Genomic DNA, 17,606 nt, shown 5'->3' with positions numbered 1-17,606 from the left:
GTCATCCCACTACCCACCCGCGGTCAGATCGGTACGCGGGGCGGTGCCCAGATGCGCGCCGACCCGCTTGACGAGGAGCGTCATCTCGTAGGCGACCTGGCCGACGTCGGAGTCCGCGTCGGAGAGGACGGCCAGGCAGCTGCCGTCGCCGGCCGCCGTCACGAAGAGGAAGGCCTCGTCGAGTTCGACGACCGTCTGGCGGACGCTGCCCGCCTCGAAGTGCCGGCCCACGCCCTTGGCGAGGCTGTGGAACCCGGACGCGACGGCGGCCAGGTGCTCGCTGTCCTCCCTGGTCAGATCCTTCGATACGCCCGTGGCGAGTCCGTCGCCGGACAGCACGACGGCCTTGCGGATGCTGGCGACCCGGTCGACGAGGTCGTCGAGGAGCCAGTTGAGCGTGCGCTTGTCCGGTGCGGTGTGGCCGGTCGCCTTTGGTGCGGTCATCGACCGTCCCCCTTAGTCGTTCCTTGTGCTGTGCCGTTCCGGGCTTCGTCGCCCGCGGCGTTCTCCTCCCGGCCGCGCTGCCAGCCGCGCTGGAGCGAGGCCATCCGGCTGCGCACCTCTTCGGCGTCGCGTTCGGTGGGTTCCGTCTGGCTCCCGGGCCGTCCCGCGGGCCCCTGCTTGAGCTGCGGGGCGAGGCTGGCCTGCCGTACGCGCCTCGGCAGCGGTCCCGTGCCGGATCGGGTCTCCTGCGGTGTGCCGCCGGGCGGCGGGGCGGTGCCGCCCTCGCCGTCGCCGGAGCGGTTCTCCGGGCCGCTGGTGCGCCGGGGGAGCTGGGAGGCCGCGGAGGGCCCTTCCGGGCCGTCGGCCGGGGTTTCCCCGCGTGCGTCGAGACGGGCCGCGGATCCGGTGCCGGGACGCAGGGCCGTCTCGTCCCGACGTCGGGAGGGCAGCGGCGCCAGACGGGGTTCGGCCCCGGGCGGATCGGCCGGGGACGGCTCGCCGTCCTGGCCCCTGCGGGAGCGCTGCTCCTTGATCGGCCGGCCGTGCGAGCTGACCAGCTTGGGTGTCCGGCGGCGGGGCAGCGGCACCAGGGCGTCCGGAGGGGCGTCGGTCCCCGCCCGCTCCGCCGTGCCGGAGGACGGCCGGTGATCCGCGCCGGTGCGGCCCGCGACCTCCTCGTCGGCACGGGCGAGGGAGCGTCGGGCGCGGAAGAGTCCGCCGCGTTCACTGTGCTCGTCGGTGAGGGCGCCCGGGAGGTCGTCGAGTGCGTCAAGGCCGACGGGCGCCTCCAGTTCCACCGGGCCGTCCAGGACCGGCGCGGGCAGGTCCGGCAGCTGCACCGGCACCTGGGCGAGGGCGGCGGCCCGCCGCTCCTGCCGGCCGGCCTCCTGCCCGGTCCGGTCCCGGTCGAGCCGGAAGCCCATGCCGTTGGTGTCGGGGACGTCGTCGGTCAGCAGCACGTCGGGGATGAAGACCACCGCGGTGGTGCCGCCGTAGGGGGACGGTTGCAGGGACACGCGGACGTTCTGGCGCTGGGCGAGGCGGCTGACCACGAACAGGCCGAGCCGGTCCGTGTCGGAGAGTTCGAACTCCGGTGTCTCGGCGAGCCGGAGGTTGGCCTCCAGCAGTGCTTCGGCCGCCATGCCGAGGCCCCGGTCGTGAATCTCCAGGGTGAAGCCGTTGGCGACCCGCTCGCCGAAGACCTGGACCGCCGTGTGCGGCGGGGAGAACACGGTGGCGTTCTCCAGCAGCTCGGCCACCAGGTGGGTGAGGTCGGCGACGGCCGGGCCGGTGACGGCGACGCGCGGCAGCCGGCGGACCTCGATCCGCTCATAGTCCTCGACCTCGGCGACGGCGGCGCGGACGACGTCCATCAGCTGGACGGGTTTGCGCCACTGGCGCGAGGGGGCGGCGCCGGAGAGGATCACCAGGCCCTCGGCGTGCCGGCGCATGCGGGTGGTGAGGTGGTCGAGGCGGAACAGGTCGGCGAGTTCGTCGGTGTCCTCGGTCCTGCGTTCCATGCTGTCGAGCAGGGTGAGCTGCTTGTGCAGCAGCACCTGGCTGCGCCGGGCGAGGTTGACGAAGACCTCGGAGACCCCGGCGCGCAGTTCGGCCTGCTTGACCGCGGCTTCGACGGCGGCGCGCTGAAGGGTGTTGAGCGCCTGGCCGACCTCGCCGATCTCGTTCTTGTCGTACTCCAGGCGCGGCGCCTCGGTCTCCACGTCGACCTTTTCACCCGCGGACAGGCGGCGCATCACACTGGGCAGCCGGACACCGGACGCCTCGTGCGCTTCCAGGCGCAGTTGCCGCAGATCGCGGATGAGTCCGCGGCCGAGCCGCACGGACAGGACGAGGGAGGCGAGCAACGCGGCCAGTCCGAGCAGCCCGGCGACGGCCGCCTGGACGATCACGCTCACCGCGACGGGGCGGGTGCGGTCCTGATAGCGGTCGCCGACGTGGTTGTCGAGGTCGCGCAGTTCTTCGAGCACGGTGCCCGCGGCAGCGTCCCAGCTCTTGGCGCTGACCTCGTTCGCGGTGCCCGCCCCGGAGCCGATGACCGCCTCCTCGGCCACCCGCACCGGCGCGGTGGTGGCACTCCTCCAGAACCGGTCGTAGCGGTCGCGTTCAGCCGCCGGCAGCAGCGGCAGGCTGATGTCGTACAGGAGGGTGCGCTGGGCGACGAGGTCGGAGATGCCGCGGGTCTCGTCCCGGGAGAGCCTGCCGACCACCAGGGCGGAGCCGAGCAGGGCGTCCTCGCGGGAGAGGAGTTCGCGGGCACGGTTGACATTGACGAGGGCGCGGGCCTGAGTGTCCATCTCCACGTCGTCGACGCCGTCGAGGCTCGCCAGCAGCGAGTAGCAGGGGTCGACGACGCGGTTGTAGAGGTCGAGGGCCTGATGGCGGGTGACTGTGCCGTCCTCGACGCTGCGGCGCAGGGAGTTGACGCCGTCGAACGCGTCCAGGACCGCGGTGAGCCGCTCGTCGTCGCCCGCGCTCATGCTGTCGCGGACGTCGGAGGTCTCGGCGTTCTTCCGGGCCTCGGCGATGGCCTCGTCGGTGGCGGTCCGGGTCCGGCGCAGGGCGCTGAGGGCGTCGGAGGCGCGCGGGTCGGCGAGGTAGACGAGGGTCTGGCGGCGTTCCTGCTGCAGGGCGCGGACGGTGTCCTCGGTGGGGTACTCGATCTTCTCCACCACGCGCGAAACATTGAAGACCCGGGCCACCTCCCGACCCGTGAGCACGGTCGCAAAGCCCCAGATGGCGGCCAGGGACACCAGCGGCACGAGAAGCAGCGCCACGATCTTCCGGCGGATCGACTTCCCGCGAAAACGCATGGCCTCCCCCAGCTCGGTCCCCCTGCGGACGGGGGTGCACAGGTGCGTCAACAAACGGCGCGAGCCTACTACCGTCGCAGAGGCAACTCGAAGGCATGTCCGGAGCCTGAACTTCACCTTCACTTCTGGGACATGGCGAGTTGTCCGGGCATTACGGGAGATGGCCGCCTCGGTTCCGGCGTCCGCGGCTCGGGGGTCCGGTCCGGTACGCAGGGCCGGTTGGCCGAAATTCTTCGGGAGTCGGGAATCTTCCTGACGCGTCGTTCGTCCTTCTCTACGGGAAATGGGGGGCGGAATCGGCCACAGGAGCCGCATCCACCATCCTGGCGGCGTAAATCAGCGCAAGCCGGGCAACCACAGGGGAGCCGGTGCCTCGGGGCGCCGGAGGAGGGGTCTGCCGGCGGTGGGGAGTGACATGTCGATGGGCACGGCGGAGCGGCGCGAGGCGCCCGAGGACGGCGTGGTGGGGCGCGGGACGGCACGGCGGGTCCCGGAGGCGACGGGCGGCGGCGTTGCGTCCCAGGAGTGGGCTGCCGAGGCCGCCGGGGTAGGACGTCAGCCGGCGTACCGACCGTTGTGGGTCGAGGAACCCGCGCGCAGACGCCGGATGCCCGATCCGGTGCGTACGGCGGCGGTGCGGGCGGTGATCATCATCGCGGTGACGCTGATGCAGGCGATGGTGGCCTTCCTGTGCACGCTGGCCGGGTCCTGGCTGGCCTTCCCGATGGTCATCAGCAGTGTGGTCAGCACGGTGGTCGCCACCTGGGGCGTGCTCGACGTCTGGGTGACGCGCCAGGTCTGGAACCAGCGCAATGGCGTGGTTTCGGTGCCGAGCAGCACGGCGCGGTCGCTGCGCCGGGAGCGGCGCACCGCCCGGCGGCAGGCGAAGGCCGCCGCGCGGGAACGGGAGCGGATACGCCGGCGGGGCGGCACCGGCCAGCTGTCGCACTCCTGAGGCCGGGGCGGCGTCGACGGGGGCCGTGGCCGCCCGCCGACAGCCCGTGGCGCTCCGCCGCTGTCCCGGTCAGGGCGTGCTGGGCGCCGGGCGTTTGAACATGCGGGTCGCCGTGATCTCGCTGTGCACCGCTTCCCCGGCCGCGGCCTGCTGCGGAAGTCCCGGTCGCAGGTGTTCCTCCACGCTGATGTACTTCAGCCCGGCTCGCAGGTCGGCATCATTGCGCAAGCGGATGACCAGCGGGAACTCGGCCAGTGCCGTCGTGTCGAACAGGCCGGTGGTGTAGAGGAGCTGCACGCCTAGCGCGTCGGAGACGGCGCGTTGCAGCTCCAGCAGATAGGTGGCGTTGGCGCGGCCGATGGGGTTGTCGAGGAACAGGGTGCCGGCGTGCCGGTGCCTGTCCCGGCCGCGGTCGTTCGACCGCAGGGCGGCCATCGTGCAGTACAGGGCGATCGCGGCGGTGAGCAGCTGGCCGCCGGAGAAGACGTCGCCCATCTGTCCGACGGGGACGCGTTCGGCGCGCAGGACGGCGTCCGGCTTCAGGATCTCGACGGCCACGCCCTTGGGCCGCAGCGCGGCGGCGACGCCGCGGAGCAGCAGGGACATGCCGTCGCGCCGCAGGTCGGAGTTCTTCTTCAGGGCGGCGCGGGTCGCCTCGTCGATCACTTCGCCGAGCCGTTCGGTGAGCGTGGCCTGGTCGGGTTCCTCGAAGCGGATGCGCAGGAATTCCTGTCCCGACCACTCGCCGAGCCCCTCGGGCAGCCGGGACAGCCGCTGGGCGGAGCGCAGGGTGGCGAGCGCCGACTCGACCAGTCCGCGCAGCCGGTCCACGATGGAGTCGCGGTTGCGTTCGAGCTGCGCCAACTCGTCGGTGAGGACCCGCAGTCGGGGGGCGAAGGCATCGGCCCACTTCTGGGCGTGCTCGGGCAGCGCGGCGGCGGGCAGCTCACGGATCTGCTGCCGGGCTGGCGTGCGCACCTGCTCGTAGCGGGTCGAGTTGGCGTGCCGGACCAGGACGTCGCCGGCCTCGCGCACGGCGGCCTCGGCGGCGGACAGGTCGGCGGCGCAGCCGCGCAGCGAGCGCCGGGCCTCGGCGGCGGACCGTCTGGCCTCCTCCAGCAAGCCGGGGTACGGCTCGGGTTCCTCCTGCTCCTCGTCGGCCGCGTGCTCGCGCAGCAGGTCGCGGAGCATGGCCGCGACCTCGTCGAAGCCGCCGGCCGCGTCCTCGGCCGCGCGGTGGGCCGCGAGGAGTTCGGCGTGCGCGTCGCGGGCCTGGGCCAACGCTTCGGTGCGGGAGGCGAGTTCGGTCGTGGCGGTGCGCAGCAGCGCCTGGGCGTGCTCGGCGTCGCGCGGCAGGAGTTCCTCGGGCAGTTCGGTGTGCGCGTCGCCGTCCTCGGGGGCATGCCGTTCGGCCTCGCCGCGCAGCCGGCCCAGTTGCTCACTCGCGGTGGACATGCGGGTCTCCAGGAGCTGGACCAGCTCCTCGGCGCGTGCGGCGGCGGCCTGCCGGGAGGGGCCGTCGGAGCCGTCGGGCGACTGCAGCAGTTGTTCGGCCCGGGTGCGGACCTTGTTGCTGAGCCGGTCCAGTTCGGCGCGGGCCGCGCTCTCGTCGCTCTCCGCGCGGGCCTGCTCGGCGCGCAGGTCGGCCCCGACGCCCACCTTCTCGTACACCTGGGAGGCGGCGCGGTAGGCCTCGCGGAGGGCGGGCAGGGACGCCTTCGAGGCATCGCCGTCGCCCTCGGCTGCGGGTACGTCGTCGGGTGCGCCCGCGATCTCGGACCGCTCGGCGCGCAGCGCGCGGGCGGTGCGGCGGGCGTCGTCGGCGGCGCGCTGGGCGGCGCGGCGGTCCTCGTCGGCGGCGCGGGCGCGCTCCAGGCAGACCTGGGCCCTGGCCTCCGACTCGGCGGCCTCGTCGGCGAGTTCACGCAGCTTGGCCTGCCAGCCGGAGCGCTCGCGCAGCCGGAAGGCGAGCCCGGCGAGCGCGTCGGCGGCGCGCCGGGCCTTCTGCGCGGACTCCTGGCGTTCGTCGCGAGCCTGGGCGGCCTCGGCGGCGGCTTCGTCGGCCTCTGCGCGCGCGGTCCGGGCCTCGGCGAGTTCCGCCTCGGACTCCTCGGCGAACACGCGTGCGTCCCGGGCGGCGCGGGCCAGTTCGACGAGCCGTCCCGCCGGGCAGCCGGTGCGCCAGGAGGCGAGCCGCGCGGCCAGTTCCCGGTCCTTGGCGAGCCGTGCGGCGAGCGCGCGGATCTCCTCGTCCCGCTCGGCGGCACGGGCGCGCAGCGCCTGCCGTTCCTCGTCGGCGGCGTACTCGTCGTGCATGGCCGGGTTCGGCGGTACCAGGAACACCTCGCCGTCGCTCGCGTCGGCGGCGGGGGTCGGGGCGAGCAGGGCGGCGGCGGTGCCGACGGCCACAGCGGACCGCGGCAGCAGCGCGGCGTCCCCGAGGGTTTCGCGGGCACGGGCGTGGGTGTCCGGGTCGGTGATGATCACGCCGTCGACCAGTTCGGGGCGGGCGGCGAGCACACGCGCGTGGTCGGCCGGGTCGACGGCCTGGGCGAGGTAGCGCCAGCCGGGCAACGCGGGGATGCCGTGTTCTCCGAGGAACTCGACGGTGGCGAGCACATCGGGGCCGGGCGGCAGCAGTCCGCCGTCGCCGAGCGCCCCGAGGATGCGGGCGTCGTCGGCGGCGGCGGTGCGCAGTTCGAAGAGGTGCCGTTCGGCGGAGGAGACGGAGTCGTCGAGCAGGGCGCGCAGTTCGTCGGCGAAGCGGTCCAGGTCCTCGGGGGTGAGGGGTTCGTCGCCGTCGGGGCGGGCGCCGTCCGCGGCGGCGGCCTCGGCAGGGGCGCCGGGTGCCGCGCCCGGGTCCGGGGCCCGGGAGGTGTCGCCGCCCGCGCGCGGTGCGGGCACCCCGGCCCGCGTGCCGCCCCGGGTGCCCGGCAGGCCGAGCAGTTCACCCAGCCGCTCCTCGGCGGCCAGCGCCTCGGCGATGCGGTGTTCGGCCTGGTGGGCGCGCTCGGCGGCGGTCGCCGCGTCCGCGGCTCGGGCGGCGGTCAGCTCGGCGCGGGACTCGGCGGAAGCGGCTTCGCGCGCGTGGTCCGCCGCCGTGCGCGCCGCGTCGCGGGCTGTGTCCCAGGCGGCCACGGCGGTCTTCTCGGCGTCGCTGGCCGCGAGGGCGGCGCGGGCCGGGTCCGCGTCGGGGGCGCTGTCGTCCAGCCAGCCCGCGCGTACCGCCTCGGCGGTCTCCTGCTCGACCTCGGTCAGGCGCTGCCTGAGGTGTCCGATCTCGCTGCGGGCGCGCTGCGCCTCGGTGGCCGCGGCGGTCGAGTCCCGGTGGGCCGCCTCGCCTGCCTCCTGGAGGGCGGCCGCGCGCTCCTCCCCCTCGTTGGCGAGGGTCTCGGCGTTCTCGGCGGCCGCGTGCAGGGCCCGTACGAGGTCCACGGCGGCCTTGGCGCGGGCGGCCAGGGCCGGGGCGGCGTCCCGTTCGGCTTCCTGGATCGCGGTGGCCACGCGCGCGACGCGGTCGGCGGCGGCGCGGTGGCGCAGCACGGCCTCGGCCGCCTGCCAGGCGGAGTGCAGGGTGCGCGCGTCGGCCAGTTCGCGTTTCTGTGCGGTGGCCGACTTCTCGCCGGCGGCGAGCGCCAGTGAGGCGTGCCGGTAGGCGAGTTCGGCGGCGATGAGCGCGCTGCGCTCACGCGCGTCCTCGGAGCGGGTGACGGTGTGCGCGGCGGCCGTGACCCGCTGGGCGAGGTCGGCGGCCCGCACCCGTTCCACGACGCCTCGCGCGGACAGCCGCCGGGCGAGGGTGCGGGTGCGGCGCTCAGCGCCGACGTGGATGTCACGCGCGCGTGCGCGGGCTTCGGCGGCCTCGACGATCCGGCCGAGCAGGTCGACCGACCCGGCCGTGAAGTCCCGTTCGGCGATCAGTTCGGCGCGCCGGCCCAGCTTGTTGCCGAAGCCGCCGACCAGGTCGGCGAGGCCGTCGGTGTCCCGCGTGTCGGTGACCGCGCGCAGCAGCAGGTCGGTGAAGTCGGAATCCTTCTTGACCGCGAACAGGCCGGCCGCCTCGCCCTCGTCGGCGTTCATCTCCCGCTGGTAGCGGAAGAGTTCCGGGTCGAGTCCGAGGTCGCCCAGGTGCTCGGTCCAGCGTTCGTGGATCTCCTCCCAGTGCACCTCCAGGTGCGGATACGCCTTGCCCGCCTCGGTGATGGCGTCCCGGAAGCCCTTCATGGTGCGCCGGCGGCCCTGGGCCCCCGACTGGCCCTCGGCGGGCGGGCGCACGGCCGTGGACTCGGCCACGGGGAGGTTGTCGAGGCTGAGTCCGGGGCCCGGCCGGAAGGAGTACCAGGCCTCGGCGAACTTGCGCGGGTCGTTGGAGACCTGCCGTCCGCGCCATTCGCTGACCTTGCCGACGACGACGCATTCGCCGGTCTGCACGTGCTGCCACTCCAGTGCCACATGGCCGCAGTCGTCGGCGAGCAGAAACTTGCGCAGCACGCCGGAGCTGGCGCCGCCGAGGGTGTTGCGGTGGCCCGGCAGCATCACCGAGAAGATCAGTTTGAGCAGGACGGACTTGCCGCCGCCGTTCTCCAGGAAGAGCACGCCCGCGGGCGCGGGGCGGCGCGGCGGTCCGACGGGCTCCTCCTCGAAGAACTCCGCCTGCGTGGGGGCGGGGTCGGGCACCGGCTCGCCCACGCCCCGCAGGTCGAGCACGGTGTCGGCGTAGCGCGCACCGGCAGGACCGATGGAGTAGAGGCGGACCCGGGACAGCTCGTACATGGCGGACTCTCGTGGAAGGTCTTCGGAGGGGCAGGACTAAAGAAAGGCAGGGCTACGGAGGGTCAGGGCTACGGTCAGGCGCGGCGGCCGGGCCGTCAGGAGTGGAACGGCAGCCCGGCGTCGGACACCAGATCCAGGTCGTCGGTGTCCTCGGCGGGCAGCAGGCTGGCCGTGCCGTCGGTGACCGGAACGACGCCGAGTTCGAGCAGTTCGGCCATGGCGGCGCCGCCTGCCATGTCGCGGACCTGGAGCTGGTAGCGCGCCGTGGTGCGGTAGGTGCCGCCGTTGTCGTCGCCGGTTCTCTGCAGGAACCCGGAGTCGGTGAGGAAGGCGACCGCCTTGCCGACGATGCCGGTGGTGGAACCGGCCAGCCGGCGGGCGTCCTTGGTGGCACCGGTGGCGCTGCGCCGCACCCAGATCCGCCAGGCGGCCTCCAGGCCGGGCGCGTCGGTGGCCGGGTCGGTGTTCTCGCCCTGCTCCGCGGCCCGCTCTTCGAGACGCCGGCAGGCCTGCCGTACGAACGCGTCGACGCCGTTGACGGAGACCCGCCCGATGTAGCCGTCGTCGGCAAGGTCCTCCGGGCGGGGGAAGGCCAGCGCGGCGACCGCGAGATGGGCGAGGCCGTGCAGAAACCGGTCTTGGGAGTCGGCGGCGGTGCGGCGGGCGTAGTCGCCCATGCGGACGGCGAAGACGGAGTCCTCGGCGGCGGTCACCGCCATGCCCGCGCGCGGGGACACCTCCAGCACGACCAGGCCGAGCCCTGCGGCCACGGCGTCCGCGAGCCGCGCGAACGCCGGGTCCTCGCGGTGGCGGCGCAGCAGTTCCGTGTACTCCTGGTCGCGGGCGGGCTGCAGTTTGGGCTGCAGCCCGAAGGCGACGAGCCGGGCGGCGTCCGCGGCGTCGGCGGGGGTGACGGCGGAGCCCGCGGGCGTGGCGGCGGGCTCGGGCTCGCTGCGGTCGGCGTGCTCGGTCACGGTCGGGGCTCCTTGCTGCGCTGGCCTGGTCGGGTGGGACGGTCGGGTCGGGTCATGCCGCCTCGGTCCGGTCGGCCGCCATGCCCGCCGAGTCCAGCAGGGCGGTGCCGACGATCAGGTCGGCGCCGCCGAACTCGGGGTCGTCCAGTTCCGTACCGTCGTCCACGGCGAACAGGAGCTTCTGCTCGCCCTGGCGGTAGGCGGTGCCGACCGGAGGGCTGGCCGCGTGCACGGCCAGCAGTGCCACCAGGTACGGCAGTTCGGGGTCCCGGCGGCGCGCCTCGGCGAGCAGCCCGGACAGCCGGCGCGGCGCGTCCGCCGGCAGGTCCAGCAGTTCCGTGGCCGCGGCCAGCTGCTCGTCGCTGAACCGGCTGTCGTCCGGTGTGGCGATCAGATCGGGCTCGGGCATCTCGGCGCCCAGGTGCTCCCGCTCCACCGGTGGGGTGAGCAGGATGTCGAGAAGGTCACCGACCCGTACCGACACCGGTGTGCGCAGTCCGGTGCCGCGTGCGAAGAAGGCGTCCGTGACCCTGACCGCCCGCTGAACGGGCAGCGGGAGGACGGGGGCGACGAGGTGGCCGTACAGGTCCATGCCGGACGTGGTCAGGGGGGTGGCGAAGGCCTGCCGGTCCTGTTCGGCGCGGAACAGCGGGCCCGCCTCCAGCAGCCGGGACTGGAGCTGAGTGTGGCGCCGGATGCAGTCCTTGACGATGTCGACCAGTTCGGCGGCGCGGCGCTTGTGCCCGGGGTCCTCGGACTCGTCGCGTGCCTTGCGGATGTTGGTGAGGATGGCGTTCTCGTGGCGATAGCGGTCGGCGACATGGTCCAGGGCCTCGGCGATCATGTCGGGTACGGCGTTGAGCCAGTCCACCGCGCGGACGTTGCGCCGGGTGGCCTCCAGGGCCCTGCGCAGCGTTTCCGAGTACTGCACGGTCCGGTAGCGCGCCTGCTCCGCGGCGAGTTGGGCGTCGGCCAGGCGGCCGCGGTTGATCAGCACCTCCAGCTTGACCTCGGCGGCGATCTGGGCGCTGGTGACGTCGGTGTCGAGGGCGCCGACCAGGACGTTGACGGCTTCGTCGGTGGTGCGGAGGTAGACGGTGCCGCCGGGGCCGGGGACCTCCTCGACGAGTTTGAAGTCGTAGTCGCGGCGTACGTAGGTGCCGTCCGGCGCGAACGTGCCGTAGACGGCGCGGAAGCCGCGGTCGACGCTGCCGACGTTGATCAGGTTCTCCAGGACCCAGCGGGCCACGCGCTCGTGCTCGGCCACCGGGCGGCGCGGGGCCTGGGCGGCGATGCGCGGGATGAGCCGGGCGACGATCTGCTCGTGGTCGGCGCCCGTGTCGAAGTCCATGTTGAGCGTGACCAGGTCGATGGCGGCCAGGGCCACCTCCGCCATGCCGTACACCGAGTACTCGCCGGCGAGGTTGGCCTTGCGCGCGTCCAGGTCGTGCAGCGGCGCGGTGCAGGCGAGCGCGCGCAGCCGCCGCGCCAGCCCCTCGTCGGCGGCCGGGCCCGGGGCGGGGCGCGGCCCCGCGCTGAGCTGCGGCGGCACGCTGTCCGTGGATGCAGGCGAAGTCACGGTGCACAGACTAGGTCCTCGGTCTGACAACGACCCAAACGACGCAGAAGCGACGGCCGTCACAGCAGCGACGGCCTCGCCCCGATGCCCCTGCCTGCCCGCGCACCGCCCACTCCCGCCGACCCCACCCCGACCGCCCGGCGCAGCCCGCGCCCCGGCCCGCCCGCCGCAGCCCGCGCCCGCCGACCCCACCCCGACCGCCCGCCTCAGCCCGCGCCCCGGCCGTTCTCGCCGACCCGCCGCCGGTAGACCTCCACGACCCGTTCCAGCGAGTCCGCCAGCTAGATGCTGAGCAGCCGCTCGGCCACGCGCCGGTGGTGGTGCCCGCCGGGCAGTTGCCGGAGGTGAAGACGGCCGTCCTCGGGGTGCGCGCCTATGTGGCCGTGTCCGGCGGCATCGACGGGGAGCCGGTCCGCGGCGGCCGGTCCACGGATCTGCTGTCCGGGCTGGGTCCTGCGCCGCTCGCGGACAGCGTGGTGCTGCCCCTGGGCGACCCGCCGGGTCCGCACGCGCGCGTGGACGTCGCCCCGCAGCCGCGCCCGCCGGCCAAGCTCGTGCTGCGCGTGACGCCGGGCCCGCGCGACGACTGGTTCACGCCGCGTGCCGTCCGCGGCTTCGCATCACGCGTGTACCGGGTCGCGTCCGCGAGCAACCGGATCGGGCTGCGTACGCAGGGGCCCGCCCTGGAACGGGCGCATGCCGGTGAACCGCCCAGCGAGGGCATGGTCCTGGGGGCGGTGCAGGTGCCGCCGGACGGGCGTCCGGTGGTCTTCCTCGCGGACCACCCGACCACCGGGGGCTACCCGGTGATCGCGGTGGTCCGCGCCGCCGACCTGCCGGCTCCGCGCCGCCGACCTGCCGGCCGCCGCGCAGGCGGTGCCCGGCACCCCGGTCCGTTTCGTGGCCGTGCGGCGCCGCTGAGCCCTCACGCGGCGTCCGCGGCATCCGTCCGCTCCGCCACCGACAGGGCGGCGAGGGCCGCCGACACGGCGGCCGCGGCCCGCAGGTCGAGCCGGGCGCTGGTGCCCCGCGCGCGGTGCCGCATCTCGTCGGCGGCCAGCCTGAGCAGCTGCGGCAGCAGGTCGGTGCAGCGCCTGGCCACCCAGCCGGTGCCGGCGGTCGCCAGCCACCACAGGCTCGCCGACCTGGTCGGCGCGGGGAACTCCGGCTCGGGCGAGGGCGCGGTGCCGGTCGCGGCGCCCGCCGCGGCGAGCAGCGCGTGAAAGCGCAGCGCGAGCTGGCGGTGGCCCCGCTCGCCGGGGTGCAGCCGGTCCGCGCTCCACATGGCCCGGTCGGTGAGCCATGCGCCCTCGGCCGCGTGCAGGTGGACGGCGCCGTACCGCTCGGACAGCGCGTGGACGACCGTGTTGACCGCGCGCTGGCGCCGGGCCAGCGGGCGGGCCAGCGCGCCCGGCAGTCCCAGCATCGCGCCGGGGTCGGGCAGGCACGCGGTGAGCAGGACGGTGCCCTGCCGGGTGAACGCCGCGTAGACCTCGTCGAGCCGGGCGGCCACCGCGTGGATGTCGAAGGTGCAGCGCAGGGTGTCGTTGACACCGATCACGACGGAGGCGATGTCCGGGCGCAGGTCGAGTGCGTCCGGGGTCTGGCGCTCCAGTACGTCGCGCGTCTGCGCCCCGCTGACCGCGAGGTTGGTGAACTCCACCGGTTTCTCGGCGATCCCGTCGGCCAGCAGCTCGGCCCAGCCGCGCCACCCGTCGCCGACGGGATCGCCCACGCCCTCGGTCAGTGAGTCCCCGAGCGCCACGAAACGGACGGGTCTCATGCCACGCCCTCCGGCACGACACGACGGGACGGCGCGGACACGTCGTGCACGTCGGAGCGGGGGGCTCGGGGGGCCGTCGCCGTCCGGTCCGCGTCGCAACGGGACGGTAGCGACGGGTCGCCGTCGGTGCGACGGGACGCTGCCGTCACGTCGTCGTCCTCGTCCCGCCGACGGCTCACCGGCGCGTCGTGGGCCGCCAGGAACGCCTCCACCGCGGCGCCCCATCCGAAGCACTCCGCACGCGCGCGTGCGCAGTGCCGCCGCTCGGCCGCGGGCCGCACGAGGAGTGTTTCGACGGCGTCGGCGAACGCCTCTCCGTGGTCGGCCGCGGTGGCCCCGGCGGTCCCGATGACCTCGGGCAGCGCGGACGACGCGCTCGCCACCACGGGTGTGCCGCACGCCATGGCCTCCAGCGCGGCGAGCCCGAAGGTCTCGGCCGGGCCCGGCGCGAGGGCCACATCGGCCGAGGCCTGCAGCGCGCCCAGCTCATTGCGGTCGGAGACGTGCCCGAGGAAGGTCACCGGCAGCCCGCGCTCCCGCGCCCGCTGCTCAAGCCGTGCCCGCAGCGGGCCGTCCCCGGCCACCACGAGCACCGCCCGCCGCCCGCGCCGCAGCAGCGCCTCCAGCGCGTCCAGTGCCGTCCCCGGCCGCTTCTCCACGGACAGCCGGGAGCACATGACCAGCAGCGTCTCGTCCGCGCGCGCGTGGACGGCGCGCAGCCCGCCGTCGCGCAGCGCCGGGTGCCGGTCCGTCAGGTCCACGCCCAGCGGGGCTCGTACGACGTTGCGCGCACCGATGCGGACGAACTCCCGCTCGGCGAACTCGGTGGTGCACACGACCCGTGAGTAGGTGTGCGCCGTGCGGACGTTGAGGGCGTCGGCGGCCCGCCGGGACAGGTCCTCCGACAGGCCCCAGGTGCGCAGCACGCCGTCGGCGGTCTCGTGGGAGACCATGACGGCGGGGACGCGGGCCCGCCGGGCCCAGCGGCCGGTCCAGCGCAGTGTCGTGCGGTCCGAGACCTCCAGGCGGTCCGGGGCCAGCTCCTCCAGGAGGGCGGCGACGCGCCGCTTGTCGAGCAGCACCCGGTAGCCGCCGGTGCCCGGCAGCAGCGGGCCGGGCAGGGTGATGACCCGGCCCTGCTCGGTGTCCCGGTCGCTGTGGCGCTCGCCGGGCACGATCAGCACCGGCTCGTGGCCCGCCGCCCAAAAGCCCTTGCCCAGCTCGCGCAGCGCGGTGCGCAGGCCGCCGGACGCGGGGGCGACGAAGTTGGCGAGCCTGACGATGCGCAGGGAGTCGCCGCTCATGCCGCCACCGCCGTCTTGCGCGCGGCGAGCACGTCCTCGTAGTGCGTGATCAGCCGGTCGCCGATCGCGGCCCAGGTGCGGCCCTCCACGGTGGCGCGCCCGGCGGCGCCGTACCCGGCCCGCAGCGCCGGGTCGACGGCCAGGGTCCGCACGGCGTCCCGGAAGGCGTCCGCGTCGCGCGGCGGGACCAGCAGCCCGGTGTGCCCGTGGGCGACGAGGTCGAGCGGGCCGCCGGCGGCGGGCGCGACGACCGGCACGCCGCTGGCCATGGCCTCCTGGACGGTCTGGCAGAACGTCTCGAAGGGGCCGGTGTGCACGAAGACGTCCAGCGAGGCGAAGATCCGGGCGAGTTCGTCGCCGGTGCGCCGGCCCAGGAAGGCCGCGCCCGGCAGGGCCTCGGTGAGGTGGGCGTGGCTGGGCCCGTCGCCCACCACCACGACCCGCACGCCCTCAAGGCCGCAGGCACCGGCGAGCAGTTCGACCTGCTTCTCGGGGGCGAGCCGGCCGACGTAGCCGACGATCACCTCGCCGTTCGGGGCGAGTTCCCGGCGCAGCGCGTCGTCGCGGTGGTCGGGGCGGAAGCGGTCGGTGTCCACGCCGCGCGGCCACAGCCGTAGCCGGGGCACGCCGTGCGTCTCCAGGTCGTTCAGGGCGGCGCTTGACGGGGCGAGGGTGAGGTCGGCGGCGGAGTGCACGGAGCGGATGCGCCGCCAGGCCGCCGCCTCACCCGCGCCCATGTAGGTGCGGGCGTAACCGGCGAGGTCGGTCTGGTAGACGGCCACGGTGGGGATGCCGAGCCGGGCCGCGGCGGCCATGCCGCGGACGCCGAGGACGAAGGGGCTGGCCAGGTGCACGACGTCGGGGCGGTGTTCGACGAGCGCCGCGGCGAGGCGTCGGCTGGGGAGGGCGACGCGGACCTGGGGGTAGCCCGGGAGCGGTAGGGAGGGGACATGGACGACGGGGCACGGCGCAAAGGCGTCGGGCCTGTTTCCGGGAGCGGGAGCCGGAGCGACGACGAGGGGGGCGTGACCGCTATCGACGAGGTGCCGGGCGGTCTGGAGCGCGCAGTGGGCCACGCCGTTCACATCGGGGGGAAAGGATTCGGTCACGATGACGACACGCATACCCGTGTTCTCGCCGCACTGGACGTGGCCGCGTCAACGTGGATCTTTCCGAACGAGGAACGTCCCATGAGCGTTGCGCTGCACACCCGAGCAGGTCAGCCCGTGTCCATCCGCTCCTGACCCATGAGTCACCCCGTGTTCACGCGAACCGCCCGTCGGGTGCGATGCGGCTGCGTACGGCGGTCTGGACCTCGGCCTCCTCGGCCGGATCGGCGGCGAGCCGGCGCAGCCGCTCGACGACCCGGGCGTCGCCGGTCTCGGCATGCCGGGCGGCCACCTCGCGCGTGGTCTCCTCGCAGTCCCAGAGGCATTCGACGGCGAATCCGGTGGCGAACGAGGGGTCGGTGGCGGCCAGGGCGCGGGCGGCCCGGCCGCGGAGGTGGGAGGAGGCCGTCTCGCGGTAGACATGGCGCAAAACGGGTGCGGCGCAGGCGATGCCGAGGCGCCCGGTACCGTCGACGAGGGTCCACAGGGTGGGCGCGTCGGGCCCCTCGCCGCGTACGGCCTCTCGCAGCGCCGCGAGGACGAGTTCGCTGTCACGGGCCGTGCCGCGGCAGGCGAGCATGCGTCCGGCGGCGGCGCCGAGGGCGTCGGGCCTGTGGGCCCAGCCGCGCGCCCGGTCGACGGCGGCGACGCTGCGCATCCGTTCGAAGGCGTCGACGGCGGCCTCCGCGACGGGCGTCGGGCCGCCGGTCACCGCGGCGTCGATCAGGCCGAGGGCTTCGGGGTCGTTGCTGTCGGCGAGGTACCGCAGGGCGGTGCACCGGGCTCCCTCGGTGCCGTCCTGGGCGGCGCGGACGATCTCCGGCCGGTCCTCAGGACCCGCCACGGCGGCGAGACAGCGGGCGGCGGGAACATGCAGGACGGTGCCGCGTTCCACGCCCTGCTGGGCCCATTCGAGGACGGCCTGCACGCTCCAGCCCGGACGCGGTCCGGTCGATCGCAGCTGGCGCTGCCACCGGTCGAAGCAGCCCGTCTCCTGGGCGGCACGCACGCGCGTGGCGACGGATTCCCGCGGATCGTCGGCCCACAGCCGCCACGGCCTCGGTTCGAAGGCGTCGCGGACGGCGGCGGCCAGTTCGGCCTCGCCCTCGGCGTCCGTGCCGAAGCGGGCCAGGACGGGGACGGCGAGTGCGCGCAGGGCCGCGTCGTCGTCGCGCAGGGCGAGTTCGTCCAGGGCCCAGGCCCAGTTGGCGCCGTGGGCGGCGTAGCGGCGCAGCAGGCGCAGCGCGTCGTGCCTGCCGTACGAGGCGAGGTGCCCGAGCACGGCCAGCGCGAGGCCCGTGCGGGACTCGTCGGGCTCAAGGACGTCCTCCGGGTCGAAGAGGTGCGCCTCGATCGCGTCCAGCTCGCCGTTCAGGTCGAGGTAGAGGCGGGCGTAGTAGAGGGAGCGGTTCTCGACCTGCCAGTCGTGGCGGGGGTCGTGCAGCACGCAGTGGTTCAGTGCCGCGAGCGCTTCGGCGCGGGGGGCGGTGAGCGCGTGCAGGGTGCCGTCGCCGCGGCCCCGCTGGAGCAGGCCGAGCAACGTGCCACTGGGCGCTATGACCGGATCGAACATGGGAAACAGCCTCACATCAAGCGTCGACGCAACCGGGGAACGCGCACTACCTGGCCGCGTGACACAACGTCGGGGCGCCCGCCGTCTCTTGCTTGCTGTAGACCATCTTCCTCTGCCTCTCGTCGGTGGCCCATGCGGACCGCTTCACGGTCCGCGCGGTGCGGCAACACCTGCCCAGCCATCGCGTCCGTAAATCACGACGTCATGATGACTCGCGGGTTTCTCCTGCCGCGACCGTATTTCCGGCGGCCCTTTACCGCCTCCCCCGTTTTCCGTGTCGT

10 protein-coding genes and 1 pseudogene are annotated in these 17,606 nt (G+C 74.8%); 2 read left to right on the top strand and 9 right to left on the bottom strand.

Features of this window, described 5'->3' with window-relative positions; translation table 11 throughout:
* Nucleotides 1-9: 9 nt before the first annotated feature.
* Together ACFYTE_RS37315 and ACFYTE_RS37310 are read right to left on the bottom strand one after the other, a co-directional pair.
* On the bottom strand, nt 10-444 hold the full coding sequence (locus ACFYTE_RS37315) for a roadblock/LC7 domain-containing protein (protein ID WP_388720443.1): 435 nt from the start codon (nt 442-444) through the stop codon (nt 10-12).
* Nucleotides 441-3,275, bottom strand: a complete 2,835-nt coding sequence (locus ACFYTE_RS37310; protein WP_388720440.1) for a nitrate- and nitrite sensing domain-containing protein — start codon at nt 3,273-3,275, stop codon at nt 441-443. The genes ACFYTE_RS37315 and ACFYTE_RS37310 overlap by 4 nt, the downstream gene beginning before the upstream one ends.
* A 421-nt stretch (nt 3,276-3,696) precedes the next feature.
* On the opposite strand from ACFYTE_RS37310, the gene ACFYTE_RS37305 reads away from it, so the two are divergent.
* Nucleotides 3,697-4,230 carry a hypothetical protein gene (locus ACFYTE_RS37305; RefSeq protein ID WP_388720488.1) on the top strand — a complete coding sequence of 178 codons (534 nt, stop codon included), beginning with the start codon at nt 3,697-3,699 and terminating at the stop codon, nt 4,228-4,230.
* Between the two features lie 69 nt (nt 4,231-4,299).
* Here the strand turns inward: ACFYTE_RS37305 and ACFYTE_RS37300 are convergent, their stop codons facing one another.
* From ACFYTE_RS37300 to ACFYTE_RS37290, 3 genes are all read right to left on the bottom strand, one after another.
* Entirely contained in the window at nt 4,300-9,003 is a 4,704-nt protein-coding gene (locus tag ACFYTE_RS37300; RefSeq protein WP_388720437.1) for a hypothetical protein, read from the bottom strand.
* Between the two features lie 95 nt (nt 9,004-9,098).
* The gene (locus tag ACFYTE_RS37295) at nt 9,099-9,977 is read right to left on the bottom strand and encodes a hypothetical protein (protein WP_388720434.1); all 879 of its coding nucleotides are present in this window, start codon (nt 9,975-9,977) and stop codon (nt 9,099-9,101) included.
* A 52-nt stretch (nt 9,978-10,029) separates the two neighbouring features.
* Nucleotides 10,030-11,556: a hypothetical protein gene (locus ACFYTE_RS37290; protein WP_388720431.1), complete on the bottom strand. Its 1,527-nt coding sequence runs from the start codon at nt 11,554-11,556 to the stop codon at nt 10,030-10,032.
* Nucleotides 11,557-11,864: 308 nt separating this feature from the next.
* On the opposite strand from ACFYTE_RS37290, the pseudogene ACFYTE_RS37285 reads away from it, so the two are divergent.
* A pseudogene (locus ACFYTE_RS37285) lies at nt 11,865-12,477 on the top strand (biotin-dependent carboxyltransferase family protein); the annotation flags it as partial.
* 4 nt (nt 12,478-12,481) lie between these two features.
* On the opposite strand, the gene ACFYTE_RS37280 reads toward ACFYTE_RS37285, so the two are convergent.
* From ACFYTE_RS37280 to ACFYTE_RS37265, 4 genes are all read right to left on the bottom strand, one after another.
* A complete protein-coding gene (locus ACFYTE_RS37280) occupies nt 12,482-13,339 on the bottom strand; it encodes an SGNH/GDSL hydrolase family protein (RefSeq protein ID WP_388720428.1) in 858 nt (285 codons plus the stop codon).
* Nucleotides 13,336-14,643, bottom strand: a complete 1,308-nt coding sequence (locus tag ACFYTE_RS37275) for a glycosyltransferase (RefSeq protein ID WP_388720425.1) — start codon at nt 14,641-14,643, stop codon at nt 13,336-13,338. Before ACFYTE_RS37275 ends, ACFYTE_RS37280 begins: the two co-directional genes overlap by 4 nt.
* Nucleotides 14,640-15,767 (bottom strand): glycosyltransferase family 4 protein, encoded by a 1,128-nt coding sequence (locus tag ACFYTE_RS37270; RefSeq protein WP_388720422.1) that lies wholly within the window; start codon nt 15,765-15,767, stop codon nt 14,640-14,642. The genes ACFYTE_RS37275 and ACFYTE_RS37270 overlap by 4 nt, the downstream gene beginning before the upstream one ends.
* 139 nt (nt 15,768-15,906) lie before the next feature.
* A complete protein-coding gene (locus ACFYTE_RS37265) occupies nt 15,907-17,325 on the bottom strand; it encodes a HEAT repeat domain-containing protein (protein WP_388720420.1) in 1,419 nt (472 codons plus the stop codon).
* Nucleotides 17,326-17,606 lie beyond the last annotated feature (281 nt).

It is taken from the genome of Streptomyces sp. NPDC004629 (assembly GCF_042873595.1).
In the GTDB taxonomy this organism is placed as follows: domain Bacteria; phylum Actinomycetota; class Actinomycetes; order Streptomycetales; family Streptomycetaceae; genus Streptomyces.
This window is presented reverse-complemented; position numbering and strand designations above follow the sequence as displayed.